Below are 24,335 nucleotides of genomic sequence, written 5' to 3'. Positions count from 1 at the left end.
AAGGTGAGTCGTTGAAACGCGTTTTTGTTAACCTTTTGGCAGGCTTGCGCCTCACAATTGTGTGAGGCTCTCCGCGATCTCGGCTGCGATGGCTTTGGCATCGACACCGTCGCGCTCGGCCGAGACGCGCAGACCCAAGAGATCAGACTGGTAGCGCCGCGCGAGGGCTTCGGGCGTTTGGGTGCGGGTGATATCGCCCGCGGCTTGGGCGCGCTCAAAGAGGCTGGCAAACTGGCGCTCCATGTTCAGGAGCAGCTGGTTGGCGTCTTGGGCCAGAGGGTGCTTCTGGGCTTGCAGCTCCAGCAAGGTTTTGGAGAGCATACAGGCCTTTGTCGGGGCCTTGTCATTGTCGATGGCCATTTGCGGAAACTGCTGCAACGCTTTCAGCGGCCCATGTGCCTCGGCCAGCGAGGAGAGGCGCGCGCGCCCGTCGGCGGCGTATTTTTCCATGGCGAGCTTGAACAGCGCATCTTTGGAGCCGAAGGCGGCATAGAAGCTGCCCGGTTTCATTTGAAGCACCGCTTCCAGATCTTTGAGGGAGGTGCCCGCCCAGCCGCGCTGCCAAAACAGGTCGCGCGCGCGCTCGATCAGCTCGTCTTTGTTGTAGTTCGGCTTGCGGGGCACGTGATCACCTATAGTTGAACGATCACTCAATTATATATTTGAGTGATCACTCAAGAAAGCCTAAAGAGAGCCATACGCCACTTTTTTGAAAGATGTCATCATGCTGAACTTCCCATCACACGACCTTGAAACAGCCCCCGAAGCCTCAAAGCCGCTGCTTGAGACCTCACAAAAAGCCTTTGGCCGCCTTCCTGGCTTGCACAAGGTTCTGGCCGAAAGCCCACAGGCTTATGAAGGCTACCAGCTGTTGCACAAGCTCTTCACAGAAACCGACTTTGACGCAGACGAGCTGACAGTTGTCTGGCAGTCGATCAACGTCGAGCACAGCTGCCACTACTGCGTGCCTGCGCACACGGGCATCGCCAAGATGATGAAAGTGTCTGACGCGCTGACCGAAGCGCTGCGCACAGAAGCGCCGCTTGGCAACGCCAAACTGGAAGCGCTGCGCACGTTTACTGTGCAAATGGTGCGGGAGCGCGGCAATGTGTCTGAAGCCCAGATGCAGGCATTCTTTGATGCAGGCTATGGCCACCGCGCGGTTCTGGATGTGATCCTTGGTTTGGCCCAAAAGACCATGTCAAACTACATCAACCACGTGGCCGAAACGCCTGTGGACGCCGTTTTCCAGCCGCTGGCATGGGAACGTGGCGAGACGCCTTTGAAGGTGTGATCTGACAGGCCCGGCTTTTGGCTGGGCAAAATGAAGGCGCGCATCTCATAAAGAGAGGCGCGCCTTTTTCGTTGGTTGCAGAGTGGTTAAGGAGGCATATTGGTAGTTGAATGACTATTGCTGAGGGTAACAAATGAAGTGTTTGGATTGCGAAAAAGACATCACGCCAGCGGAGAGTTTTAAAGGGCGATGTGGAAAATGCCACGCAGTATTTCTTGAAGCCCGTGCGCGCGGTAAAACTGTAGATGAACTTAAAGCCGAGCAGGCCGAAAAGCGCAAAGAAGACCAAAATATCAGAAAGCTACAAGCAGAGAAGGCCTTGAGGCCGTTGCGGATATCTGAAGCGCTGAGGAAGATAATTCTGACAACTGAGACTGCTCACAATTTGCCTGTTTCCGAGCGGCTGGAGATCGTCGCAGCAGAGGTTGTTGTCGGGATGAACGTGTTCAAAGATATCCTTGCAGGCGTGCGGAATGTTGTTGGTGGTCGCAGCAACACAATACAGACTGCCCTGAAGGATATAAGGCTTCAGGCTCTTGACGAACTCAGGTCTGAGGCGGCTCGTGTTGGTGCTGATGCGGTGGTTGGCGTCAGTCTGGACTATCAAGAAATAGGGGCCACTGGATCGACAATGCTTTTTGTCATCGCTAGCGGCACGGCGGTAAAGCTTGAAAAAGAGGCTCTGAATACTTCAGAGGCCTAGCTAGATGGCAATTTCAGCCAAATCTTTGGTTTTGCTGCGCCCGAACCACCTCCACGGGGCGGGCGCATGCTCTGATTTTAGCTGTTGTCACTGCATGCGCAGTGCGCCGTCGATCCTGATGGAGGTGCCGTTGAGGTAGCCTGATTCCACGATGAAGGCGGCCAGCTTGGCGTATTCGGCCGGGTCTCCAAGGCGCTGTGGGCAGGTGACATCTTTGGCCAGCGCGTCCTGCACGTCTTGCGGCAGGCCTTTGAGCATGGGTGTGGCGAAGATACCCGGGGCGATGGCCATGACGCGGATGCTGTCGCGCGCGAGGTCACGCGCCATGGGCAGCACCATGCCGAGGATGCCGCCTTTGGAGGAGGCATAGGCGACTTGGCCTTTTTGCCCTTCAAAGCCCGCGATGGAGGCGGTGTTGATGATCACACCGCGCTCGCCGTTTGCATCGGGTGCGCCTTTGGCCATGGCCGCAGCGGCGAGGCGGGCGACATTGAAGGAGCCAACGAGGTTGATATCGACCACGCTTTGGTAGAGCGCGAGCGGATGCGGCCCATCACGGCCCAGTGTCTTGGCAGGGGGCGCGATACCCGCGCAGTTGATGGCGCAGGTGAGCCCGCCCATGGCTGTGACGGCTGTGTCGATGGCGGCGGCGGTGCTGGCCTCGTCGGTGACATCGGTTTCGGCAAAATATGCGCCGATCTCCTCCGCTACGGCCTTGCCGCGCGTTGCGTCGCGGTCAAGCAGGGTGACTTGGGCACCGAGGCTGCGAAAGTGGCGCGCGGTGGCTTCGCCGAGGCCTGAGGCACCGCCTGTGATGACGGCTTTGGTGGCTGTGAGCTGCATGGTGTCTCTCCCTGCTGTAAATGAACAAGCGTTCAATAACCTGCGGAGGGGAGGTCAGTCAACTTTGAAGACACGCTTGGACACAACGCCGAGCAAAAGCACCGTGATGATGATGCGAAAGATGTGGTGCAGGGTGACAAAGGCGGGGTTGGCCTCAAGGCTGAGCGCGACAAGGGCCATTTCATTGACGCCGCCGGGGGCGAAGGTGATGAAGAGGGTTTTGAAGGGTTGCTCTGTCGGGGCGACCAGCAGAGCGGCAAGGGCGGCCCCGAGCGCGAGCATAAGTGTGATCGAGACAAGCGAGAGCCAGAGCGAGCGGCGCAGCGTGCGCAGTTTGAGGCCCGCAAAGCGCATGCCGAGCGATGTGCCCACGACGAGCTGGGCCAGAAGCACCATCCAGTTGGGCAGGGCCAGTGGCGCGCCCAAGAGCGCAAAGCCAGCCGACACAAGCAGCGCGCCCGTGAGCTGCCAGGCGGGCAGGCGCAGTGCGCGCCCTGCCACGAGGCCGAGGCCAAGGATCACGGCGGCCTGCGGATACATCACAGGTGTGACGGGCACGGTGTTAAAGCTCAGCCCGCCCGCGCTGCCCACAGGGTAGCCAAGCCAGAGCGAGAGGCCCATGGGCACAAGGGTGATCACAAAGATGATGCGCAAGAACTGCTGGGCGATCAGCGTGGGCTGATCGGCCCCCGAGGCTTCGCCCATGGCGATAGATTCGATCAGGCCGCCCGGTGCGCCCGAGTAGAAGGCTGTGGCGGCATCATAGCCGCCGATATAGCGAAAGAGCACATAGTTCAGGCCTTGGGCCAGCAGCACAAAGGCGACAATGGCCGCAAGCGAGGGCAAAAGATCGTGGAGCGACGCGACAAGCTCAGGCGTGACTTGTGCGCCGATCACGGCACCGATGAGGGCAATAAAGGGCACGCGCACATCCGTGGGAAAGCTGTAGCCCCGGGGGAGGCGCGCGCTTGCAAAGATCGCCACGGGCGCGGTGGCCAGAAGCGGGCCAAGCAAAAACGGCAGCGGCAGGCCGAGCGCCTCGGCCAGCACAGCGCCGACGAGCCCGATGATGAGCAGAAAGGCCGTTTGCGGCAGATGTGGGGGCAGGTGGCGGGCGAGCGGCATCTTAGGCTTTCGGTCTTGGACGTTTATTCAACTGTTAAGGATGGCGCGCGGGTTTGCAATGGGGGGCGAGCGGCGGTTTCTTGCGAAAGCGGCGCGCGGGCCGCGGTCTTTTTGATTGAACAGGCGCGCCATTGCACTAGGTTGAAACGGTACCGATCCTGAAAGGCGGCTTTATGAGACGAGTTGATTTGCGCCCCGTTGCGTTTGTTGTTTTGACACTGCTGTTCGGCTTTGCCGCAGCAACGGCCCAAGCCGAGGCTGACGAGGGGAAGCTGGAAGCGTTTCTGGAGGTCACAGGCTTTGATGTGGCGCTGGAAAGTATGCGCGTGGGCGCGACCAATGCGCCGCAGATTCTGGGTATGGAGGCCGATGACTTCGGCCTGCGCTGGACCACGCTGGCGGATGAGGTCTTTGACCCGCAAGACATTCGCCGGGATGCCAAGCAGCTTTTGGGCCAAGCGCTGAGCAACGAGATGCTTGATCATGCGGCGGCTTTTTATGCCTCTGATTTGGGGCAGCGGCTTGTTGCGGTGGAAAATGCGGCCCATGCGGTGGAAGACACTCCCGAGGACACGCTGCGCGGCGAGGCGCTTGTGGCGGATATGGTCGAAACGGGCAGCGCGCGGCTTGGCACTTTCAAGCGCATGAATGTGGCGATTGACCCTGAAAACATCGGCATCAAGGCCGCACAAGAGGTGCAGATCCGCTTTTTGCTGGCGGCCTCGGATGCGGGGGTGATCAACCGTATTGATGAGGCCGTGTTGCGCGGTTTGATGGAAGAGCAGGCCAGCGAAATGGCGCTCGAGATCGAAGCGGCCTCGCTCGCAGGCTCGGCGCGGATTTATGAGAGCTTTGCCGATGAGGAGGTCGAGGCCTATGCCCAGGCGCTGGAGCATCCGTTGATGCAAAAAGTCTATGAGCTGATGAACGGTGTGCAATATGCGCTGATGGCAGATCGCTATGAAAAGCTGGCGCTGCGCATGGCAGAGCTGAGCCCGAGCGAAGAGCTTTGAGAGCGCTCGGTGCACTATTTTTTGCGCTTTGGGCTGCACAGGCGCAGGCCGAGCCTGTGGATGACTTGCTTGTGGCGCTTGGCGCCAGTGAGCTGACCGATGTGATCCGCGAAGAGCTGCTGGAGTATGGCGAGACCGTGGGCGAGGCCATGCTGCCCGAAGGGGGCGGCGCGGCATGGCAAGCTATTCTGGCGCGGCTCTATGACCGTGACCTGATGGTGGCGCGCGTGCGCTCGGCTATGGCTGCGCGCTTCGAGGAGACCGATGTTGCGGCGGCGCTCGCTTTTTTTGAGAGTGCGCAGGGCAAGCGGCTGGTGGTGGCCGAGCTTGAAGCGCGGCGCGCTTTGCTCGTTGAGGGCGCCGAAGACGCGGCGGCGCAGGCCTGCCTTGAGCCTGAAGAGCGCGCGGATGCGCTTTTGGAATTTGCCCGTGTGAACGATCTTTTGGAGCGCAATGTGGCAGGCACGCTCAACTCTGATCTCGCCTTTTACCGCGGGCTTGTGGAGGGCGGTGTCTTTGAGATGGCAGAAAGCGAGGTTCTGGCTGAGGTTCAGGCGCGGGTGCCTGAAATTCGTGTGGCGCTTGAGGCGTGGCTTTCGGGCTATCTTTGCGCGGCCTATGGCGATGTGGCGCGCGACGACCTTGCCGCCTATACCGCGTTTTCCGAGAGTGATGCGGGCGCTGCGCTGAACGCGGCGCTTTTTGACGGCTACGGCGCGCTTTATAAGGACTTGAGCTATGCGCTTGGCCTGGCGGTTTCTGTGCAGATCCTCGGGGAAGACCTTTAGGGCGCAAAAGCGCGTCTGAGCGGGCGTTTGGGCCAATTTTCTTTGCCAAACGTGCTTGACTTGGGCAGGGCAATTCACGATAAGCGCCGAACCAGAGGGGGAAACCCCTTGGGTATTATATTAATGACGCTCTGAAAGAGAGCGCGCTGTTCGACGGCGGAGACGGGCAAAGCCCTTATCCACAACACCGCAAAGGCGGGGCCACAGAACGCGGATGACAAAAGGAAAGACCCATGTTCGCGGTCCTGAAAACAGGCGGCAAGCAATATAAAGTTCAATCGGGCGACGTGCTCCGTGTTGAGAAGCTTGCAGCTGACGCTGGTGAAACAATCCAGTTCAACGAAATTCTGATGCTTGGTGGCGAAACCACTGTTGTTGGCGCACCTATGGTTGACGGCGCTGCCGTTCAGGCCGAGGTGATCGACCAGATCAAAGGCAAAAAGGTGATTAACTTTGTTAAGCGCCGCCGTAAGCACTCATCCAAGCGGACTGTTGGTCACCGTCAGAAGCTCACGCTTCTGCGCATCACCGAGATCCTTGAAAAAGGTGGTGATAAGACTGGCGTTAAGGCAGCTATCGGTGCCGGTTCTGTTTCTGGTGCGGCTGTTGCTGCAGCAGACAAGGCACCAGCAGCCAAAAAAGCAGCGGCTCCAAAAGCAGCAGCCCCGGCGGCAGCAGGCGATGATCTGACACAGATCACAGGTGTTGGCCCGGCCGCAGCGAAGAAGCTTGTAGACGCAGGTATCACAACTTTTGCAGCCCTCGCAAAAGTAGACGTAGACACTTTTGACGCAGTGAAAGTGAAGCCCGAGTGGGTTGCACAAGCCGCTGAGATGTCGAAGTAAGCGCAGTAGGAGAGAAACGATATGGCACATAAAAAAGCTGGCGGTTCATCCCGTAACGGTCGCGACTCAGCGGGTCGCCGTCTTGGTGTAAAAAAATACGGTGGCGAAGTTGTCATCGGTGGGAACATCATCGTGCGTCAGCGCGGCACAAAGTTCTGGCCGGGCGCAGGCGTTGGCATGGGCAAAGATCACACGATCTTCGCAACAGCCAATGGCAACGTAAAGTTCCACACAGGTCTCAAAGGCCGTACCTTTATTTCGGTTCTGCCGGCGGCTGAGGCTGCTGAGTAACCCGACCTTAAGGTTTTAAGACAAAACAGGGGATCGGTTTAGCGCCGATCCCTTTTTGCGTATTCTGGAGCTCAAGAATGAGCGTTTCCGTGACAGTATCACGCGCTGATTGCGCGGTTCAGGCTTTAAATCCCGCGTTTGTAGAGCAAGCGCGGGGCTGTTCGCTTGTGCAGAGGCGTTTTGTGCCTTGTGGCGCAGTGGTCTTTACTGTGGCGTTTAAAGGGGTTTCATTTTGAAAGAGTACCCGATGAAAGACATTAAAGAGAACGCGCAAGAAACTGTTGTTGCAGGTGAATTTGATTTACGCCCCCTTCAGGTTTCGGATGCGGGGCTGATTGAGCTTTATGCGGGCGATGCCCGTGTGGCCAAGAACACCAGCCGCATTGCGCACCCTTTGCCGCCTGCACACACCGAGGCGTTTATTGCCCGCGCCCAGCACCCCGAGCGCAGCGAAGATGTCTGGGCGATTGATGCTAGCAAGGACAAAGGGCCAAGCCTGATGGGGCTGCTCTCGCTCAAGCGGATGGACCGCAACCAGAGCGAGATCGGCTATTGGGTGGCCCCTGCGTTCTGGAACACAGGGATCGCCTCGGCCGCTGTCGAGGCGCTGATCAAGGCCAACCCTCAGGCCAGTGAGACGATTTTTGCAAGCGTGTTTCAAGACAACCCCGCTTCGGCGCGGGTTTTGACGAAGCTTGGTTTTGACTATATCGGGGATGCCGAGACATTCAGTGTGGCGCGCAATGCGACCGTGCCCACTTGGACCTATATTTATAAGCTCGCATGAGCGCTGCCTGCACTGCGGGCTAAGGAGACGACATGAAATTTCTTGATCTCGCAAAGGTCTATATTCGCTCAGGTTCGGGCGGGGGGGGCTGTATCAGCTTCCGACGCGAGAAATTTATCGAATATGGTGGCCCTGATGGCGGCGATGGCGGGCGCGGTGGCGATGTCTGGATCGAGGTGGTTGACGGGCTCAACACGCTGATCGACTTCCGCTATCAGCAGCACTTTTTTGCCAACAACGGCCAAGCAGGCATGGGCAGCCAGCGCACGGGCAAAGATGGTGAAAACATCATCCTGCGCGTGCCTGTGGGCACCGAGATTCTGGAAGATGACGGCGAAACCGTGATTGCCGACCTCACCGAGCTGGGCCAGCGCTTGCGCATTGCCAAGGGCGGCAACGGTGGCTTCGGGAACCTGCATTTCAAATCGTCCACCAACCAGGCGCCGCGCCGTGCCAACCCCGGGCAGGACGGTGTGGAGCGCACGATCTGGCTGCGCCTCAAGCTGATTGCCGATGCGGGCCTTTTGGGCCTGCCCAATGCGGGCAAGAGCACATTTCTGGCCGCCACATCAAACGCGCGCCCCAAGATTGCGGATTACCCGTTTACCACGCTGCACCCCAACCTCGGGGTTGTGGGCGTGGATGGGGCCGAGTTTGTCATCGCGGATATTCCCGGCCTGATCGCTGGGGCGCATGAAGGTGTTGGCCTTGGTGTGCGTTTCCTTGGCCACGTTGAGCGCTGCGCTGTGCTGTTGCACCTGATCGACGGCACCTCTGGTGACCCTGTGGGGGATTACAAAACCATCATCGGCGAGCTTGAGGCCTATGGTGGCGAGCTGGCGACAAAGCCGCGCGTGACCGTGCTCAACAAGATAGACGCGCTTGACGCTGAAGAGCGTATCTTCCTCAAGGAAGAGATCGAGGCGGCGACGGGGGCAAAGCTGATGTTGATGTCAGGTGTCACCGGCGAGGGCGTGACCGATGTGTTGCGTGTCTTGAGAACAACCATCAATGACGGGCGCGCGGCGGAGGCTGCCTTGGGAGAGGAACCCCAGCCATGGCAGCCCTGAAGACGGACCTTGGCACGGCAAAGCGTGTTGTTGTCAAAATCGGCTCGGCCCTTCTGGTTGACCCTGATGCAGGGGGCTTAAAGCTCGACTGGCTCAAGAGCCTTGCCGCTGATGTGGCCGCGATGAAGACACGGGGGCAGGATGTTGTGCTTGTGTCCTCAGGCTCTATCGCGCTTGGGCGCGAGGTGCTCGGGCTGCCACGGGCCGCACTGGCGCTGGAGCAGTCGCAGGCGGCGGCGGCTGTTGGCCAGATCCGCCTTGCGCGGGCCTATGAAGAGGTGCTGGAGCCACACGGGATCACCACGGGGCAAGTACTTGTGACGCTGGAAGACAGTGCCGACAGGCGGCGCTATCTCAATTCGCGCGCCACGCTTGAGCAGCTCTTGAGCCTCGGGGTTGTTCCGATTGTGAACGAAAACGACACCGTCGCGACAGATGAGATCCGCTATGGCGACAACGACCGTTTGGCCGCGCAAGTGGCTGTGACGGTGGGCGCGGATCTCTTGGTTTTGCTCAGTGATATTGACGGGCTCTATACGGCCAGCCCCGCGCTTGACCCGAGTGCCACGCGCTTTGATGTGGTCGAAAAGATCACCCCCGAGATCGAGGCGATGGCTGGTGATGCAGGCACAGGCCTCTCCAAGGGCGGGATGAAAACCAAGCTGCTTGCGGCCAAGACAGCCACAGGCGCTGGCTGCGCCATGATGATCGGGCTGGGCACAAAGCCCCATGCGCTGAGCGCGCTTGAGGCGGGGGCGGCCCATACGCTATTTGTGGCTGAAGGAGATCCGCAAGCGGCGCGCAAGCGCTGGATTGCCTCGATGAAGCCACAAGGGCGGATTGTGCTGGATGCGGGGGCCGCCAAGGCGCTCGCGGGCGGCAAGAGCCTTTTGCCTGCGGGTGTGAGGGCTGTGAGCGGTGAGTTTGGCCGCGGTGAGCCTGTTGAAATCTGTGATGCGGCGGGGCTTGTGCTGGGGCACGGGCTGGCGCGCTACACAGGGCAGGAGGCCCGCGCGATCATGGGCCACCAGAGTGACGAGATTGAAGCGATATTGGGCTATATCGGGCGTGCGGCGCTCATCCACCGTGATGATATGGCGCTGACAGTTTAACAAAGGGCGAGGCGATGACAGATATTGGCGACATGATGCAGAGCTTGGGCCGCGCGGCCAAAGCGGCGGCGGCAGAGCTCGCTTTTGCCACATCCGCGCAGAAGGAGCAGGCTTTGCTCACGGCTGCGGAGGCTGTCTGGGCCAAGCGTGACGAGATTATTGCGGCCAATGCCAAAGACATGGAGTTTGCCACCGAGAAGGGGCTGAGCGCGGCGATGCTCGACCGGCTGATGCTGGATGAGGCGCGTATCGGGTCTATCGTGGCGGGGCTTAAGGCCGTTGCGGGCCAGGCTGACCCTGTGGGCGAAGTTCTGGAAGAATGGGACCGGCCCACGGGCCTGCACATTCGCCGTGTGCGCACGCCTTTGGGTGTTGTCGGGGTGATCTATGAGAGCCGCCCCAATGTGACGGCTGACGCGGGCGCGCTCTGCCTCAAGTCAGGCAACGCCGTGATTTTGCGGGGCGGGTCTGAGGGCTTTCACTCTTCCACTGCACTCCACGCCTGCCTTGTTGAGGGCTTGCGCGCTGCCGGGTTGCCTGAGGCGAGTATCCAGCTTGTGCCCACCCGCGACCGTGCGGCTGTGAGCGAGATGCTCACGATGATAGATTATGTCGATGTGATTGTGCCGCGCGGCGGTAAGGGGCTTGTGGGCCTTGTACAACGTGAGGCGCGCGTGCCTGTTTTTGCCCATCTTGAGGGGATTGTGCATATCTATGTCGATGCCGAGGCGGACCCTGTGAAGGCGCTGAACGTGATCCTGAACGCCAAGACACGGCGCACAGGCATTTGCGGCGCGGCTGAGTGTTTGCTCATCCACAAGGATGTGATGGGCACGATTGGCCAGGGGATTGTGAAAGCGCTGCTTCAGGCGGGTGTCGAAGTGCGCGGAGATGCGGCTGTCGCCGAAATTGACGGCGTTGTGCCCGCAAGCGCCACGGATTGGGGCTGTGAATACCTTGATATGATCATTGCGGCCAAGGTTGTGGACGATATTGATGCGGCGATTGCCCATATCCGCCGCTATGGCTCAAACCACACGGATTGTATTCTGACCGAGGATGACGCAGCCGCTGCGCGCTTCTTTGAGCGGCTTGATAGCGCGATCCTGATGCGCAATGCCTCGACCCAGTTTGCCGATGGTGGCGAATTCGGGATGGGCGCGGAGATCGGGATTGCCACAGGCAAAATGCATGCCCGTGGCCCTGTGGGCGCGGCCCAGCTGACGAGTTTCAAATATCTGGTCGAGGGCGATGGAACCGTGCGCAGCTAGAAGCGGATGGTTGTGCCGGTTTCGCCCAAGTCATAGCTGACTGTGCGCCCCAGTAGGCGCGCGCACTCGGGCAGCATGGCAAATTGCACTTCGGAAGGCTGAAGCGCGGCTGGTGCGGGTGCACCTGTGAGGATGTGCCAGAGCGGCTCGCTGATGCGCTGTTGGCCTTCTGAGGAGACAACCCATGTGTCTGCGTCACGCGCCACAGTGAGCGCGCCGCCCATGGGCAGGGCGCTTGCGAGACACAAGAGCGCCAGAAGGGCGGCCTGTACCTCATCGCGGGCGCTGTTTTCGGACACAGCCCAGTCACACGTCAGGCGGCTGTCGGCATAAAAGGCCGCAAGGATGCGCGATATTTCGGAAGCGCCCATGCCTTGCTCGGAGGAGGACATCCCGAGCGCGATACGGTAGAATTTGATCCGCGCGGTGGCCCCTGAGACAGAGGCGTTGATCAGCTCGAGCTCGGGTGTTTCGGCAGCACCTGTGAGCGCGACAAGCTCCATGCCATTGGCGATGGCCCCGACAGGGCTGATAATGTCATGGCAAATCCGCGAGCCGATGAGGCGGGCGATTTGAAGTGTGTCTTGTGTCACGTGTGGTCCTTCCTGTATCGTGGCCCCATGTCTGATTTAAACGCCATTCTGGCACCTGGTATGCGGGTGCGCCACCCGCAAAGGCCCGACTGGGGCATTGGGCAGGTGCAATCCAACGCCGGTGGCAAGATTACTGTTAACTTTCCCGAAGCGGGCAAAGTTGTGATCGAAGGCGCTCGTGTGGAGCTTGAGCTTGTCTTTGATGCCTAATGAAGGTTACCGAAACGTTAACGCAGCCTTAACTTTTGCAAGTCTTGCGCGAAATGTGCTCTGCGCCTAGAACGGCGGGCAGGTTTGACACCGCACCGAGAGGGTTTATGAGCGCGCCGAAGTTCACTGTGAGACTTGCGACAGAGGAGGCGGATGTGCTGGCCGCTCAGCGCCTGCGCTACCGCGTCTTTGTGCAGGAACTCGGCAGCGACGGGCCGCTCGTGGACCACGACGGCCAATTTGAGCGCGACCGTTTTGATACGGTGTGTGAGCAGCTCATCTTGGTGGATGAAGCCCGCACGGCAGACACCTACGAGCATGTTGTGGGTGTCTATCGTCTGATGGATGCGGCAGGTGCGGTACAGGCGGGGCAGTTTTATTCTGAAAGCGAATATGACTTGAGCGCGCTCAAACGCTCGGGGCGGCGTCTTTTGGAGCTGGGCCGTTCGTGCCTGCACCGCGACTACCGCGGGGGGGCGGCGATGTTTCAGCTCTGGAGCGCTCTGGCCGAGCTGATCCGCGAACGCGAGATCGCGCTTTTGTTTGGTGTTGCCAGCTTTCATGGCACAGATGTGGCGAGGCTTGCCGCGCCGCTGTCTCTTTTGCACCATCGCCACTTGGCCCCTGTCGCTCTGCGTGTGCGGGCGCATGAGGCACAGTCTCAGACGATGAACCTGATTGCTGAGGCGGATCTTGACCGCCGCGCGGCCATGCTGGATGTGCCCGCGCTCATCAAAGCCTATCTGCGCCTTGGGGGCGTAGTGGGTGAGGGTGCCTTTGTTGACCACGCGTTTAACACAACCGATGTCTGCCTGATCCTTGATACGGCGGAGATGCCTGCGCGCAGCCGTGCGATTTATGAGGCACGCGGATGAGCTGGGATGCGGCGTGCCCGCCAGATGACATCAGGATCAGCGCGTGGGGCTGGGGGCGTGTTGCGGTTCGGGCCGCATTGCTTGGTGCTTTGCTGCTCTGTGGCCTCGCTCTGATGCTTCCCGTAAGGCTCGTTGAGCGCCCGCTTTACGGGCTGCACCGCCCTTGGACGCCCTATATCACACAGGCGGTCTGTCGGCTCAGCTTTGTGATCATGGGGATGCGCCATGAGGTGCAGGGCGCCCAGATGACAGAGCCGGGGGCCGTTGTGGCCAACCATGCATCGTGGCTTGATATTTTTACGCTGAACGCATGCAAGCGGGTCTATTTTGTTTCAAAGTCCGAAGTGGCGCGCTGGCCCGGGATCGGGTTTCTGGCGCGGGTGACGGGCACGGTGTTTATCAACCGCGATCCGCGCGAGGCCAAGCTTCAGCAAGAGGTGTTTGAAGCGCGGCTTCTGGCGGGGCACAAGCTGTTGTTCTTTCCTGAAGGGACATCGACAGACGGGTTGCGCGTCTTGTCCTTCAAGCCAACGTTGTTTCAGGCGTTTTTTGCGCCAGCTTTGCGGGAGAGCTTGTATGTGCAGCCTGTGACCGTGCTTTACCGCGCGGCTCCTGGACAGTCGCCACGGTTTTATGGCTGGTGGGGCGATATGGGCTTTGGGCCGCATCTTGTGAAGACGCTGGCCACGAGGCGGCAAGGCTGTGTGACGGTGATCTATCATGCGCCGTTGCGCGTGGCTGATTTTGAGGATCGCAAGGCGCTGGCGCGGGCCGCCGAAGCTGTGGTGCGCGCGGCCCTGCCGCAAGACATGCTGGCAGCAGGGGCGGCGTATGATGCCAAGCTTCGCGCTTAGCCCATAGCTTTCATGAGACGCGCAAGCGCCTCGGCGGGCACATCCTGGCTCCAGATTTCGTCGCCAATGCCGAAAAAGTCGGTGACGGGCGCGAACTTCGCAATCAGGGCTTCATCAAGCGCGCCTTCGGAGACGGCGGGCACTTCGATGACTTGTGACCACCATTCCAGAAGATCAAACTCGGCTTGTGTGCCATCGCCCAAGGCGGTTGCGCCAATGGGGCCAAAGCTCACGTAGTCGGCGCTGGCTTCGCCTGCGGCCATCCCGTCGTGGCGTGAGTTGCCACAAAAGCTGCCCACGATCGCCTCCTGACCCAGCTCCTTGCGCGCCTTGGCGACGGAGCGTGTGCCATCGGTGAGGTGGACACCATCAAGCCCGAGCCGTTCAACAAGCAAGATGTGGCGTTCGATCACCAGCGCGACATCGCGCTGTTCGGTGATTTCGCGCAGCGCATCGGCGGCGCGGCAGAGCGTGTCTTCGTCATGTGTCGCAAGGGCGAGGCGCACGCAGGCTACATCCTGAGCATCCAGAACACTGGCGAGCGTGGCCGGAAAGCTCGAAAGCTCGATTTCGGGTGGGGTGATCAGATAAATCTGTGGCTGTTCGTCTTGTGCCATATTGGCCTCCCGAGGTTTGTCTGCGCCCTTCTAGCGCCAATCGGGCGGGCTTCCAAGGGGGCATGGTAAGGGCTTTCGGGGCCGCGCGCTTTGCCTTAGAAGAGCGTCAAACCTAGCCTTGAGGAGAGCGAACACATGCCAAGTGAAGGCAGACAGCCAGTTTTTGTTCTGGTGCGGCCACAGATGGGGGAAAACATCGGTGCTGCGGCGCGGGCGATGTGGAACTTCGGGCTGGACCGTATGCGTGTTGTTGCGCCGCGTGATGGCTGGCCAAATGAAAAGGCTGTGGCCATGGCCTCGGGCGCGGGGCGCTTGCTGGACGAGGCCGATGTCACCGCGACGTTGCCGGAGGCGCTGGAGGATGCGACGTATGTCTTTGCAACGTCCGCGCGCATTCGCGGGCTGACAAAGCCTGTCTTCAGCCCCGAACGCGCGATGGAGCTGGCGGCCGAAAAGCTGGCGGCGGGAGAAAAGGTGGCTGTGTTGTTCGGCCCTGAGCGTGCGGGGCTGGAAAACGACGATGTGGCGCGCGCCAATGCGCTTATTACCGTGCCTGTGAACCCTGAGTTCCCCTCGCTCAACCTTGCGCAATGTGTGCTGCTCACAGCCTATGAATGGCGACGCGCCCAAGGCGCTGTGGAGCACGAGCGCATGGAGATCGCCCGCGGCGGTGATGCGGCCACGGGAGCGGATGTCGAGGCTTGGGCGGGGCATCTGGAAGCGCGGCTTGAGGACAGCGGCTTTTTCTACCCGCCTGAAAAGGCCACAAACATGAAGATAAACCTGCGCAATCTCTGGAGCCGTATGCCGCTCACGCGCGCAGATGTGCAGATGCTGCAAGGTGCCCTGCGTCAACTTATCAGGGGCAAAGACGCGTAACGGCGCTTGCGGCGGGCTGGGGTGCACCCTAGTTTGTGCCCAAGCGACAGGACAAGAGGATGCCATGGCCGAGAAACGCGCGATATTTGAGGATGTGAGCGGCGACAAAGGGGCCACGCCCCCTGCGCCAAAGGGCGGCATGATTGACAAGGGGCAGGGCGGCGCACGGCTGGCCATACGCGCCTGGATCATTGTGCTGGGTCTTTTGGTCTTTGCCATGATCGTGGTGGGCGGGCTGACGCGCCTCACGGATTCGGGCCTGTCGATCACCGAGTGGCGCCCTCTGACGGGGGCTATCCCGCCGCTGAACGCGGCTGACTGGGCGTCGGAGTTTGACAAATACAAGCAGATCCCCGAGTTCCAGTTGCAGAACAAATGGATGGATTTGTACGACTTTAAAGTGATTTACTGGTGGGAATGGGGCCACCGCCAGCTTGGACGTGTTGTCGGGCTTGTCTGGGCTATCGGCTTTTTGTGGTTTGCGCTGCGCCGCCAGATCCCCACGGGCTGGACGCCACGTCTCTTGTTGCTGGGGGGTCTTGGCGGGCTTCAGGGCGCGATTGGCTGGTGGATGGTGTCATCGGGCCTCACAGGCACTATGACCGATGTGGCAAGCTACAGGCTGGCCACGCACCTTGGCCTCGCTTTTGTGATCATCGGGTTCATCACATGGTATGCGCTGTTGTTGTCGCGCCCCGAGCGGGACCTTATGCAAGCGCGCCGCACGCGGGACGCGAAGCTCTTTTCGCTTGGCACGGGCTGGATGCACTTTGCATTCCTTCAGATCTTGCTGGGTGCGCTTGTCGCAGGGATCGATGCGGGGCGCTCCTACACGGATTGGCCGCTGATGGGCGGGCAGTTTGTGCCACCCAACCCGCTGATGATCGAGCCGATCTGGCGCAACTTCTTTGAAAACCCGGGCCTTGTGCAGTTTATTCACCGCATGGCCGGCTATCTGCTGCTGGCGTTCACCCTGATGATCTTTTTCAAAGCGCGCAAGTCAGCCAACCGCCATACGAAACAGGTGTTTTCATGGGCAGCTTATGCGCTGTTTTTCCAGATTGTGCTGGGCATCTACACTGTTGTCACCGCAGCCCCTTGGGAGATTGCAATTGCACACCAAGCCACGGCGGCTCTGCTTTGGGTCTTGATCATTCGCGCGCGCTTTTTTGCACAGTACCCGCGCGCCTCTTCCATCCGTGAAGGATAAATGATGTCTGCATATACTGAGTTGATGGCGTTCCAGCGCCAGACCGAGGCCTTGGGGCAAGTTGCAGGGCGGCTTGGCTGGGATCAGGTAACCATGATGCCGGATGGCGCAGCCGACCAGCGTGCCGAAGAATTTGCGGCGATGGAAGGTGTTCTGCACGCGCGCCGCACCGATCCGCGCATTGGCGCATGGCTTGGCAAGATTGAGGCCGGCGGGCTGGATGATGTGGCGGCGGCGAACCTGCGCCATATCGCGCGCTCTTATGAGCGCAGCCAGCGTGTGCCTGCAAAGCTGGCCGAAGCGCTGGCAAAGCTCAGCTCGCAAGCGCAAAGGATCTGGTCAGAGGCGCGCGCCAAGGAAGATGTGGCGGCGTTTTTGCCAGCGCTTGAAGAGATGATTGTACTCAAGCGTGAAGAGGCCACAGCCCTCGCCAATGGTGGCAACGCTTATGACGCACTGCTTGATGATTATGAGCCTGACACCAGCGGTGACGATGTGGCCGCGACCTTTGATGCGATGCGGCCACGGCTTGTGGCGCTGCGCGATAAGGTTATGGGAGCCGAGCAGCCAGCGCCACTCAGCCACGATTTTGACGAGCAAAAGCAAATGCGCCTTGCGCGGGCTTTGGCCAAGACCTTTGGCTATGATATGAGTCAGGGACGGCTTGATAAGGCGGTGCACCCGTTTTCCTCAGGCTCGGGTCAGGATGTGCGCATCACCACGCGCACAGCGCTGAACGATCCGTTCAACTGCATCTACTCGACCATCCACGAAACGGGCCACGCCTGCTATGAGCAGAACATTGCGCCCGAGCATTTGCTGACGCCTTTGGGAGCGGGGGTGTCTCTGGGTGTGCACGAAAGCCAGAGCCGCATCTATGAAAACCAGCTCGGGCGCAGCCGTGCCTTTACGGGCTGGCTGTTTGGCCAGATGAAAGATGCCTTTGGTGATTTCGGCGTGGCCGATGAAGAGGTGTTTTTCCGCACGGTGAACCGCCTGAACAAAGGCTATATCCGCACCGAGGCGGATGAGGTGCAGTATAACCTGCACATCATGCTGCGCTTTGACCTTGAGCGCGATGTGCTGGCGGGCAAGCTTGAGGCGCGTGACCTTGAAGAGGCGTGGAACACCCGCTTTGAGGCCGATTTCGGCTATGCTGTGGACAGGCCCTCCAACGGGCTGCTGCAGGATGTGCATTGGTCCTGCGGGCTTTGGGGCTATTTTCCAACCTATGCTTTGGGCAATGTCTATGCGGGCTGCCTGTATGAGGCGCTGCGTGTGGCGCGGCCCAATCTTGACACCGAGCTTGCGGCGGGTGAGCTGGCGGGGGCCACGGGCTGGCTGCGCGAGGCGGTGCAGGTCCACGGCGGGCTGTATAAGCCGCGTGACCTGATTGAGCGGGCGTCAGGGCAGGCGCCCGGCGAAGCGCCGCTCTTGAGCTATCTGGACAGCAAATTTGGCTGAGGCCTGTTTCGGCTGACGCGGCCACTCTGGGAGGGCGAGCCCCCCAGACCTCGGGCTTAGCTGGGGGACTAGTCCCCCAGACCCCCTAGGATATTTAGGGCAAAAAGAAAGATCAGGCGCAGTGTGTGCCTTGCCGCAGAAGGGTGCTTGCGGCAAGGCGCTTTTGCGTTAGGCTTTGCGGCCATCCAGTGAGAATTTGCCAGCACCGGCGACGGCAAGGGCCATATAGCCACCTGCGAGGGCGATGTTTTTCAGCAAGCTTGTCATCTGGTTTTGGTCGCTCGGGTCAAAGTGGTAGAGAAGGCCCGAGGCGAGGCAGAAGCCCGCCAATGCGAGCGCAACGGGCCGTGTCATAAAGCCTGCGATCAGCGCGAGGCCCGCCAGAATTTCAAACAGAACAACGGGCCATGCGAGGAAAGCGGGAATGCCGCCTGAGGCCATGAAACCTGCGAAGCCTTCGACATTGCCGAGCTTGCCTGTGCCGGCCATGACGAACAGAAGGCCCATAAAGACGCGGGCGATGAGAAGGGCGGAGTTGGTGGTTTGTGTCATTGTCTCTCTCGTGTTTTGAATATGAGAGAGGCTTACGCACTGTGCGCCACGAGAGATAGAGGCAGCGTGAGCGGGCTCCTGTGCGTATTTGCACAGTTGGCGCAAAGCCAGTAAAAAAGGCGCCCGAACAAACGAGCGCCTGATTTAAACTGTGTTTTGAGGGCTTTAGCTCTCTGGTGTTGGCTCTTCTGCTGTGTCGTCGTCTTCGCCCTGATCGGCGATCCAGGCGACGGAGACAACTTCTTCGCCTTTGCCTGTGTTAAAGACTTTTACGCCACCTGCACTGCGGGAGCGGAACGAGATCCCTTCGACGGGGACGCGGATCGACTGGCCCTTGGAGGTGGCGAGCATGATCTGGTCCTGCATTTCGACAGGGAAGCAGGCCACAATATCTCCACCGCGCATGGCTTTGTCCATGGCTGTGACGCCCATGCCACCACGCCCGCGCACGGGGTAGTCGTGGCTGGAGCTGAGCTTGCCAGCGCCGCCTGTTGTGAGGGTCAGGATCAGGTTTTCCTGAGCTGACATCTCTGCGTAGCGCTCTTGGGAGATGCTTGCGTTGGCGTCGCCTTCATCCTCGATGCCTTCGGCATCATCAGCGAGGCCTGCCATGGCGCGGCGCATTTTCAGATAGGCGGCGCGCTCGTCGGATGTGGCCTCAAAGTGGCGGATCACCGACATGGACACAACGCTTTGACCGGGTTGCAGGCGCACACCGCGCACACCCGTTGACGCGCGTGAGTTGAAGACGCGGACATCGGTTGTGGGGAAGCGAATGGCGCGGCCGCCGTTGGTGACAAGCATCACATCGTCCTGATCAGAACAGATGCGCGCGTTGACCAGCTGTACAGTGCCGTCTTCCGGCAGCTTCATGGCGATCTTGCCGTTGCGCATCACGTTGGTGAAGTCAGACAGGCGGTTCTGGCGCACATCGCCCGCCGAGGTGGCGAACATGATCTGCAGGTCGGCCCAGTCTTTTTCCTCGCGGTCGATCGGCAGGATTGCGGCAACAGAGACGCCCGGTGGAATGGGCAGAATGTTGACGATGGCTTTGCCCTTTGACGTGCGCGAGCCCTGGGGCAGGCGCCATGTCTTGAGCTTGTAGACCATGCCTTCGGTTGTGAAGAACAGTAGCTGCGTGTGCGTGTTGGCCACGAAGAGGTTGGTGACAACGTCTTCTTCTTTGGTTTGCATCCCCGAGAGGCCTTTTCCGCCGCGCTTTTGGGCGCGGAAGTCGGCCAGAGGTGTGCGCTTGATGTACCCAGCCGATGTCACGGTCACGACCATGTCTTCGCGCTCGATCAGGTCTTCATCGTCCATGTCACCTGACCAGTCGACGATCTCGGTGCGGCGGGGCACGGCGAAAAGCTCGCGCACTTCGGTGAGCTCGGCGGAAATAATCCCCATGATGCGCTCGCGCGACCCGAGAATCTCAAGGTATTCCTTGATCTTACCAGCCAGTTCTTCCAGCTCGTCTGTCACCTCTTTGACACCCAGCTGGGTGAGGCGCTGCAAGCGCAGCTCGAGGATGGCGCGGGCCTGAATTTCGCTCAGGTTGTAGGTTCCGTCGTCGTTGACGGGATGGAGCGGGTCGTCGATCAGCTTGAGATAGCCAACGATCTCGCCAGCGGGCCAGCGACGCTCCATGAGCTTGCGGCGCGCTTCAGCCGCGTCAGCGGAGGCGCGAATGGTGGCAACGACTTCATCCACGTTGGACACAGCCACCGCCAGACCACATAGGATGTGGCTGCGCTCACGCGCTTTGCGCAGCTCGTAAGCTGTGCGGCGCGCGACAACATCTTCGCGGAACTCAATGAAATACTTGAGAAAATTGCGAAGCGTGAGCTGCTCGGGGCGGCCGCCGTTGAGCGCCAGCATGTTGCAGCCGAAATAGGTTTGCATCGGCGTGAAGCGGAAGAGCTGGTTGAGCACCACTTCTGCCGTCGCATCTCTTTTCAATTCGATAACGACGCGTACGCCGTTGCGGTCGGATTCGTCCTGAACGTGGCTGATGCCTTCGATTTTCTTGTCGCGGGCGGCCTCGGCGATCCGCTCGATCATCGTGGCTTTGTTAACCTGATAGGGAATCTCGTCGATGATGATAGCAAAGCGATCCTTACGAATTTCTTCCACCCGCGTTTTGGCGCGGATGACCACGCTGCCACGGCCTTCAAGATAGGCTTTGCGCGCGCCTGAGCGGCCCAGCATGATGCCGCCTGTGGGGAAGTCGGGGCCGGGCACATAGTCGATCAGCTGCTCTGATGTCAGATCGGGTTCTTCGATCATCGCGAGGCAGGCATCAATCACTTCGCCAAGGTTGTGGGGCGGAATATTGGTGGCCATACCAACCGCAATACCGCCTGCGCCATTGACGAGCATGTTTGGAAACCGCGAGGGCAGAACCGTGGGTTCGCGGTCTTTGCCGTCATAATTGTCTTGAAAATCAACGGTGTCTTTGTCGATGTCGGCCAGCGCGAAGGCGGCGGGCTTGTCCATGCGCACCTCGGTGTAACGCATGGCGGCGGCGTTGTCGCCATCCATGGAGCCGAAGTTGCCCTGACCATCCAGAAGCGGCAGAGACATGGAGAAATCCTGCGCCATACGCACAAGGGCGTCATAGATCGCGGAATCCCCGTGGGGGTGGTATTTACCCATCACATCGCCAACGGCGCGCGCGGATTTGCGGTAGGGCTTGTCGTGTGTGTTGCCTGCCTCATACATCGCATAGAGGATCCGGCGGTGCACAGGCTTGAGGCCGTCGCGCAGGTCGGGAATCGCCCGGCTCACGATCACGCTCATGGCGTAATCGAGATAGGAGGTTTTCATCTCGTCGATGATCGAGATTTGAGGGCCGTCATAGACGTAGCGTGCTGGCACGTTTTCGTCTTTGTTATCAGGTGTTTCGGGCGTTTCGCTCACGTGATTATCTCGCCTGTCCTGTGGATCTATATGTTGTTGGGCCTTGTATATCAGAGCCATGATATGGGGTGCAATGGGGGCAGGGCTGCTCATTTGGCTTGCCTGCAAGATATGGGGTTAAGCTATTGAAAAATATGTGATTTTAAATGGCTTTTGGCGGCTGGTTTCGGGCCTTTTTTTGCAAGGTGCAACCGCCCCCAAGTGTTACCCCTGCGCACGGTCGGGTTAACGGGGTTTTTGCGCCAGATCTGGAGGGGGTGAAACCCGTGCACAGGGCGTGCACCGGGCGTGCACCGCCCCGACGCGGGCCTTGTTAACCCCGAATTAAGGAAACGCACCGTGCGCTCCACTCTGCGGTGCTATGAGGGCTTGCGCTTTGGCTGCGCCAAATCGCCCTCCGGGGCGGCCGCCAGCTGAAGCTGCCTGCCGCCCCGGAGACAGTGCATCAGGCAGGCGCTGCGCCGTTTGGCACGCACTGTGTCCGGATACTTAAAGCAAAAAGAAAGAGCCATCTTTGGGGGGCTGCGCGGGCGCGGGCTTGAGGGCGGTGGGGCGTCAGACACTAAAAAACCCTCCCCGATGATCTGGGGAGGGAGTCTTCAGGGCGCTTGCGGGAGGGAGAGCCCCGCGGCCCACGTTGGGATGCGCTTAGGGAATGATGCGCGAATATTTGACGCCTTCGAGCGTTGCGCCGACATGAAGACCCGCTTGGCCGAAGATCACGGCCAGCACCGGAGCTGTGGCTGTGGTTGTTTCGGCGCGGATGTTTTCGCCGCGGTCTTTGAAGACATATTCGACGTCGGCCCCCGCGGCCCAGCCATTGGAGCGGCGGTAATTCATCAACGAGTCTTCTGTCATGAAGAAGAGCACGTGTGCGTATTGCTGAGCGCCGATCTGAAGGCCGAAGCTGCCTTTGGTGGCGGAGTAGTAATCAACCGTCACATCATTGACGCGCAAAGCGCCGCGCCCGTAGCCGCCGCCGAGGCCAAAGCCGGCTTCTGTGATCAGTGGCATCACCAGCATCCCGAGGGATTTATCGGCAAGGCCGCGCGTGGCGGGGTATTGGGAGTAAAGGAAGTTGAGTGTCTGGTCGACGCGGGCGTCAATGGCGCTGGCGCCGTTTGAGCCGATGCCGTTGCCGCATCCGGAAAGGACGCCTGCGCCTGCGAGAGCGCCCAGCGCAAATGTTCTGCGAGAAAGAGTGTTCATGATGTCACTGCCGTATTGCCTGAATGAAGTGTTGGTTTACCCAACTTACGCACAAAGATACGCGCTTTACGGGCCTGTGTCACCCCAAAGGCGCAGTTTGGGCGTGTTTTTGCCCGCAGTGGCGCGGTTTCGGGGTGTTTTCTGAGAGATTGGCGCACTGCGGGCCTGCGGTTTAGCCCAGTGCGCGGGCCACTTTGGGGGCGAAATAGGTCAGAATGCCATCGCAGCCTGCGCGTTTGAAGCACATCAGGCTTTCCATCATGGCTTTGTCACCATCAATCCAGCCGTTTTGAGCCGCTGCCATGATCATCGCGTATTCGCCCGAGACCTGGTAGGCATATGTGGGTGCCCCATAGGTGTCTTTGACGCGGCGGCAGATGTCGAGATAGGGCATGCCCGGCTTGACCATGACCATATCGGCCCCTTCGCGCAAATCGCGCTCCACACAGCGCAGCGCCTCATCGGAATTGGCGGGGTTCATCTGGTAGGTCTTCTTGTCACCTTTGAGCGCATCGGATGCGCCGACCGCATCGCGGAAGGGGCCATAGAAGGCGGAGGCGTATTTGGCCGCATAAGAGAGCAGCAGCACGTCTTTGTGGCCAGCCGCTTCGAGGGCTGCGCGCAGCGCGCCGATGCGCCCATCCATCATGTCGCTGGGGCCGATGATATCGACGCCGGCGTCAGCCTGTGAGAGGGCTTGTTTGACCAGCGCCTCGACGGTTTCGTCATTGAGGATCTTGCCATCGACAACGAAGCCGTCGTGGCCTGTGTCGGAATAGGGATCAAGGGCGACATCTGTCATAATGGCGATCTCGGGCACTGCGGCTTTGATGGCGCGGGTGGCGCGGTTGCTCAGGTTGTCGGGGTTCCAGGCTTCGGCGCAATCGGCGGTGCGGTTGGCGGCATCGGTGTAGGGAAAGAGGCAGATGGCGGGGATGCCCAGCGCGTGGGCCTCGCGCGCGGCCTCAACCACTTTGTCAACCGAGCGGCGCAGCACACCCGGCATGGAGGCGATGGGCTCTTCTACGCCGTCGCCTTCGCGCACAAACACAGGCCATATCAGGTCACTTGGGGTGAGCGTGTTCTCGGCCACGAGTGCGCGCAGGCCCTCTGTCTGGCGGGTGCGGCGCAGCCGCGTGGCGGGGAAGGGAGCTTGGATCGCGCGCATGTTTGTCTCCGAAAATCAGGTTTGGGCGAAACTGTCACGGAAATTGCGCCACCTCAAGGGTAGGAATTGCTTTCGCTGCGCGCTATGAGATGGCCAAACAATGTGAGGGGCACGGGCCTTGGACTGGTATTCAACTGTTTTCGAGCTGATTGATATGCGCTCGTTTTCAAACCTGTGGTTCTGGATTGCGCTGGCTGTGATGTGGTCAACCGCCTCGCATTGGGTTTTGGGCGTGCCTTGGGACATGATCTTGCGCGCCCAGCGCCAGAGCGACCAATATGACACCGACCTGCACGACATTGTGCGCATCAACACAAACCGTTTGCTCAACATCGCCAATGTCTCGGGGCTTTGGCTCTTGGGGTTCGGGTGTTTTTTCCTGACCCTCTTGGGTCTGCTCGGCTTTGTGTATCGGTTCGAGTTTGCCCAAGCGGTGTTTTTGCTGGGCTTTCCCATGTCGCTTGTGGGGGCCTCTGCGCTCTCCACGGCGCGGCTTATTCGCGAGGAAGACGCGACGGGTGCGCGGCTCTACCAGCTTTTGGGCCGCCAGCGGATGATCACGCAGGTGATCGGGATGCTTTCTATTTTTGTGACCGCTCTTTGGGGCATGTACCAAAACCTCACCTACGGCGCGCTTGGATAA

At 60.0% G+C, this 24,335-nt stretch carries 26 protein-coding genes; 17 read left to right on the top strand and 9 right to left on the bottom strand.

The annotated features are described in order from the left end of the window. Nucleotides 1–51 precede the first annotated feature (51 nt). A complete protein-coding gene (locus ACTG3X_RS10350) occupies nucleotides 52–624 on the bottom strand; it encodes a TetR/AcrR family transcriptional regulator (protein ID WP_439111192.1) in 573 nt (190 codons plus the stop codon). Between the two features lie 100 nt (nucleotides 625–724). On the opposite strand from ACTG3X_RS10350, the gene ACTG3X_RS10345 reads away from it, so the two are divergent. Together ACTG3X_RS10345 and ACTG3X_RS10340 are read left to right on the top strand one after the other, a co-directional pair. Further along, a complete protein-coding gene (locus tag ACTG3X_RS10345; RefSeq protein WP_439111191.1) occupies nucleotides 725–1,294 on the top strand; it encodes a carboxymuconolactone decarboxylase family protein in 570 nt (189 codons plus the stop codon). A 133-nt stretch (nucleotides 1,295–1,427) separates the two neighbouring features. Beyond that, nucleotides 1,428–1,997, top strand: coding sequence for a YbjQ family protein (locus ACTG3X_RS10340; RefSeq protein WP_439111190.1), 570 nt, complete (start codon nucleotides 1,428–1,430; stop codon nucleotides 1,995–1,997). Nucleotides 1,998–2,084: 87 nt separating this feature from the next. On the opposite strand, the gene ACTG3X_RS10335 is transcribed toward ACTG3X_RS10340, so the two are convergent. Both ACTG3X_RS10335 and ACTG3X_RS10330 read right to left on the bottom strand, forming a co-directional pair. Further along, nucleotides 2,085–2,840, bottom strand: coding sequence for an SDR family NAD(P)-dependent oxidoreductase (locus ACTG3X_RS10335; RefSeq protein ID WP_439111189.1), 756 nt, complete (start codon nucleotides 2,838–2,840; stop codon nucleotides 2,085–2,087). A 54-nt stretch (nucleotides 2,841–2,894) separates the two neighbouring features. Then, complete coding sequence (locus ACTG3X_RS10330) at nucleotides 2,895–3,965, bottom strand: AbrB family transcriptional regulator (protein ID WP_439111188.1); 1,071 nt, start codon at nucleotides 3,963–3,965, stop codon at nucleotides 2,895–2,897. A gap of 173 nt (nucleotides 3,966–4,138) precedes the next feature. Between ACTG3X_RS10330 and ACTG3X_RS10325 the strand changes: the two genes are divergently transcribed. From ACTG3X_RS10325 to ACTG3X_RS10290, 8 genes are all read left to right on the top strand, one after another. Then, nucleotides 4,139–4,978, top strand: coding sequence for a DUF2059 domain-containing protein (locus ACTG3X_RS10325; protein WP_439111187.1), 840 nt, complete (start codon nucleotides 4,139–4,141; stop codon nucleotides 4,976–4,978). Continuing rightward, the gene (locus tag ACTG3X_RS10320) at nucleotides 4,975–5,766 is read left to right on the top strand and encodes a DUF2059 domain-containing protein (RefSeq protein WP_439111186.1); all 792 of its coding nucleotides are present in this window, start codon (nucleotides 4,975–4,977) and stop codon (nucleotides 5,764–5,766) included. Before ACTG3X_RS10325 ends, ACTG3X_RS10320 begins: the two co-directional genes overlap by 4 nt. A gap of 233 nt (nucleotides 5,767–5,999) precedes the next feature. Next, entirely contained in the window at nucleotides 6,000–6,611 is a 612-nt protein-coding gene (locus tag ACTG3X_RS10315) for a 50S ribosomal protein L21 (protein ID WP_439111185.1), read from the top strand. 21 nt (nucleotides 6,612–6,632) lie between these two features. Next, entirely contained in the window at nucleotides 6,633–6,902 is a 270-nt protein-coding gene (gene rpmA / locus ACTG3X_RS10310) for a 50S ribosomal protein L27 (RefSeq protein ID WP_439111184.1), read from the top strand. A gap of 247 nt (nucleotides 6,903–7,149) precedes the next feature. Next, entirely contained in the window at nucleotides 7,150–7,689 is a 540-nt protein-coding gene (locus ACTG3X_RS10305; protein WP_439111183.1) for a GNAT family N-acetyltransferase, read from the top strand. Nucleotides 7,690–7,721: 32 nt separating this feature from the next. Then, the gene (obgE, locus tag ACTG3X_RS10300; RefSeq protein WP_439111182.1) at nucleotides 7,722–8,759 is read left to right on the top strand and encodes a GTPase ObgE; all 1,038 of its coding nucleotides are present in this window, start codon (nucleotides 7,722–7,724) and stop codon (nucleotides 8,757–8,759) included. Further along, nucleotides 8,747–9,871, top strand: coding sequence for a glutamate 5-kinase (proB, locus tag ACTG3X_RS10295; protein ID WP_439111181.1), 1,125 nt, complete (start codon nucleotides 8,747–8,749; stop codon nucleotides 9,869–9,871). Before obgE ends, proB begins: the two co-directional genes overlap by 13 nt. Before the next feature lie 14 nt (nucleotides 9,872–9,885). Beyond that, nucleotides 9,886–11,142 (top strand): glutamate-5-semialdehyde dehydrogenase, encoded by a 1,257-nt coding sequence (locus tag ACTG3X_RS10290; protein WP_439111180.1) that lies wholly within the window; start codon nucleotides 9,886–9,888, stop codon nucleotides 11,140–11,142. Here ACTG3X_RS10290 and ACTG3X_RS10285 read toward each other — a convergent pair. Further along, nucleotides 11,139–11,735 (bottom strand): histidine phosphotransferase family protein, encoded by a 597-nt coding sequence (locus ACTG3X_RS10285; protein WP_439111179.1) that lies wholly within the window; start codon nucleotides 11,733–11,735, stop codon nucleotides 11,139–11,141. The two genes, ACTG3X_RS10290 and ACTG3X_RS10285, sit on opposite strands and share 4 nt — an antisense overlap. A gap of 27 nt (nucleotides 11,736–11,762) precedes the next feature. Here ACTG3X_RS10285 and ACTG3X_RS10280 point away from each other — a divergent pair, with 27 nt between their 5' ends. The 3 genes from ACTG3X_RS10280 (at nucleotide 11,763) to ACTG3X_RS10270 (ending at nucleotide 13,674) form a co-directional block, all read left to right on the top strand. Continuing rightward, a complete protein-coding gene (locus tag ACTG3X_RS10280) occupies nucleotides 11,763–11,945 on the top strand; it encodes a DUF3553 domain-containing protein (protein ID WP_439111178.1) in 183 nt (60 codons plus the stop codon). A gap of 107 nt (nucleotides 11,946–12,052) precedes the next feature. Continuing rightward, complete coding sequence (locus tag ACTG3X_RS10275; RefSeq protein WP_439111177.1) at nucleotides 12,053–12,820, top strand: GNAT family N-acetyltransferase; 768 nt, start codon at nucleotides 12,053–12,055, stop codon at nucleotides 12,818–12,820. Continuing rightward, nucleotides 12,817–13,674 carry a lysophospholipid acyltransferase family protein gene (locus ACTG3X_RS10270; RefSeq protein WP_439111176.1) on the top strand — a complete coding sequence of 286 codons (858 nt, stop codon included), beginning with the start codon at nucleotides 12,817–12,819 and terminating at the stop codon, nucleotides 13,672–13,674. Before ACTG3X_RS10275 ends, ACTG3X_RS10270 begins: the two co-directional genes overlap by 4 nt. Here the strand turns inward: ACTG3X_RS10270 and ACTG3X_RS10265 are convergent. Continuing rightward, the gene (locus tag ACTG3X_RS10265) at nucleotides 13,671–14,291 is read right to left on the bottom strand and encodes a thiamine phosphate synthase (protein WP_439111175.1); all 621 of its coding nucleotides are present in this window, start codon (nucleotides 14,289–14,291) and stop codon (nucleotides 13,671–13,673) included. The genes ACTG3X_RS10270 and ACTG3X_RS10265 overlap by 4 nt on opposite strands. A gap of 135 nt (nucleotides 14,292–14,426) precedes the next feature. Here ACTG3X_RS10265 and ACTG3X_RS10260 point away from each other — a divergent pair, with 135 nt between their 5' ends. The 3 genes from ACTG3X_RS10260 to ACTG3X_RS10250 all read left to right on the top strand — a co-directional run bounded on the left by ACTG3X_RS10260 (nucleotide 14,427) and on the right by ACTG3X_RS10250 (nucleotide 17,844). Continuing rightward, nucleotides 14,427–15,170, top strand: coding sequence for an RNA methyltransferase (locus ACTG3X_RS10260; RefSeq protein WP_439111174.1), 744 nt, complete (start codon nucleotides 14,427–14,429; stop codon nucleotides 15,168–15,170). Nucleotides 15,171–15,234: 64 nt separating this feature from the next. Next, nucleotides 15,235–16,380 (top strand): heme A synthase, encoded by a 1,146-nt coding sequence (ctaA, locus tag ACTG3X_RS10255; protein WP_439111173.1) that lies wholly within the window; start codon nucleotides 15,235–15,237, stop codon nucleotides 16,378–16,380. 3 nt (nucleotides 16,381–16,383) lie between these two features. Continuing rightward, nucleotides 16,384–17,844: a carboxypeptidase M32 gene (locus tag ACTG3X_RS10250; RefSeq protein WP_439111172.1), complete on the top strand. Its 1,461-nt coding sequence runs from the start codon at nucleotides 16,384–16,386 to the stop codon at nucleotides 17,842–17,844. Between the two features lie 168 nt (nucleotides 17,845–18,012). On the opposite strand, the gene ACTG3X_RS10245 is transcribed toward ACTG3X_RS10250, so the two are convergent. The 4 genes from ACTG3X_RS10245 to hemB form a co-directional block, all read right to left on the bottom strand. Further along, a complete protein-coding gene (locus tag ACTG3X_RS10245) occupies nucleotides 18,013–18,396 on the bottom strand; it encodes a DoxX family protein (protein WP_439111171.1) in 384 nt (127 codons plus the stop codon). Nucleotides 18,397–18,561: 165 nt separating this feature from the next. Beyond that, nucleotides 18,562–21,315 (bottom strand): DNA gyrase subunit A, encoded by a 2,754-nt coding sequence (gene gyrA / locus ACTG3X_RS10240; protein ID WP_439111170.1) that lies wholly within the window; start codon nucleotides 21,313–21,315, stop codon nucleotides 18,562–18,564. Between the two features lie 648 nt (nucleotides 21,316–21,963). Continuing rightward, nucleotides 21,964–22,524, bottom strand: coding sequence for a YSC84-related protein (locus tag ACTG3X_RS10235; protein ID WP_439111169.1), 561 nt, complete (start codon nucleotides 22,522–22,524; stop codon nucleotides 21,964–21,966). A gap of 172 nt (nucleotides 22,525–22,696) precedes the next feature. Continuing rightward, nucleotides 22,697–23,692: a porphobilinogen synthase gene (gene hemB, locus ACTG3X_RS10230; RefSeq protein WP_439111168.1), complete on the bottom strand. Its 996-nt coding sequence runs from the start codon at nucleotides 23,690–23,692 to the stop codon at nucleotides 22,697–22,699. A gap of 118 nt (nucleotides 23,693–23,810) precedes the next feature. Between hemB and ACTG3X_RS10225 the strand changes: the two genes are divergently transcribed. Beyond that, a complete protein-coding gene (locus tag ACTG3X_RS10225) occupies nucleotides 23,811–24,335 on the top strand; it encodes a component of SufBCD complex (protein WP_439111167.1) in 525 nt (174 codons plus the stop codon).

Origin of the sequence: Lentibacter sp. (assembly GCF_965658795.1) — a bacterium.
Lineage (GTDB): Bacteria > Pseudomonadota > Alphaproteobacteria > Rhodobacterales > Rhodobacteraceae > Lentibacter.
This window is presented reverse-complemented; position numbering and strand designations above follow the sequence as displayed.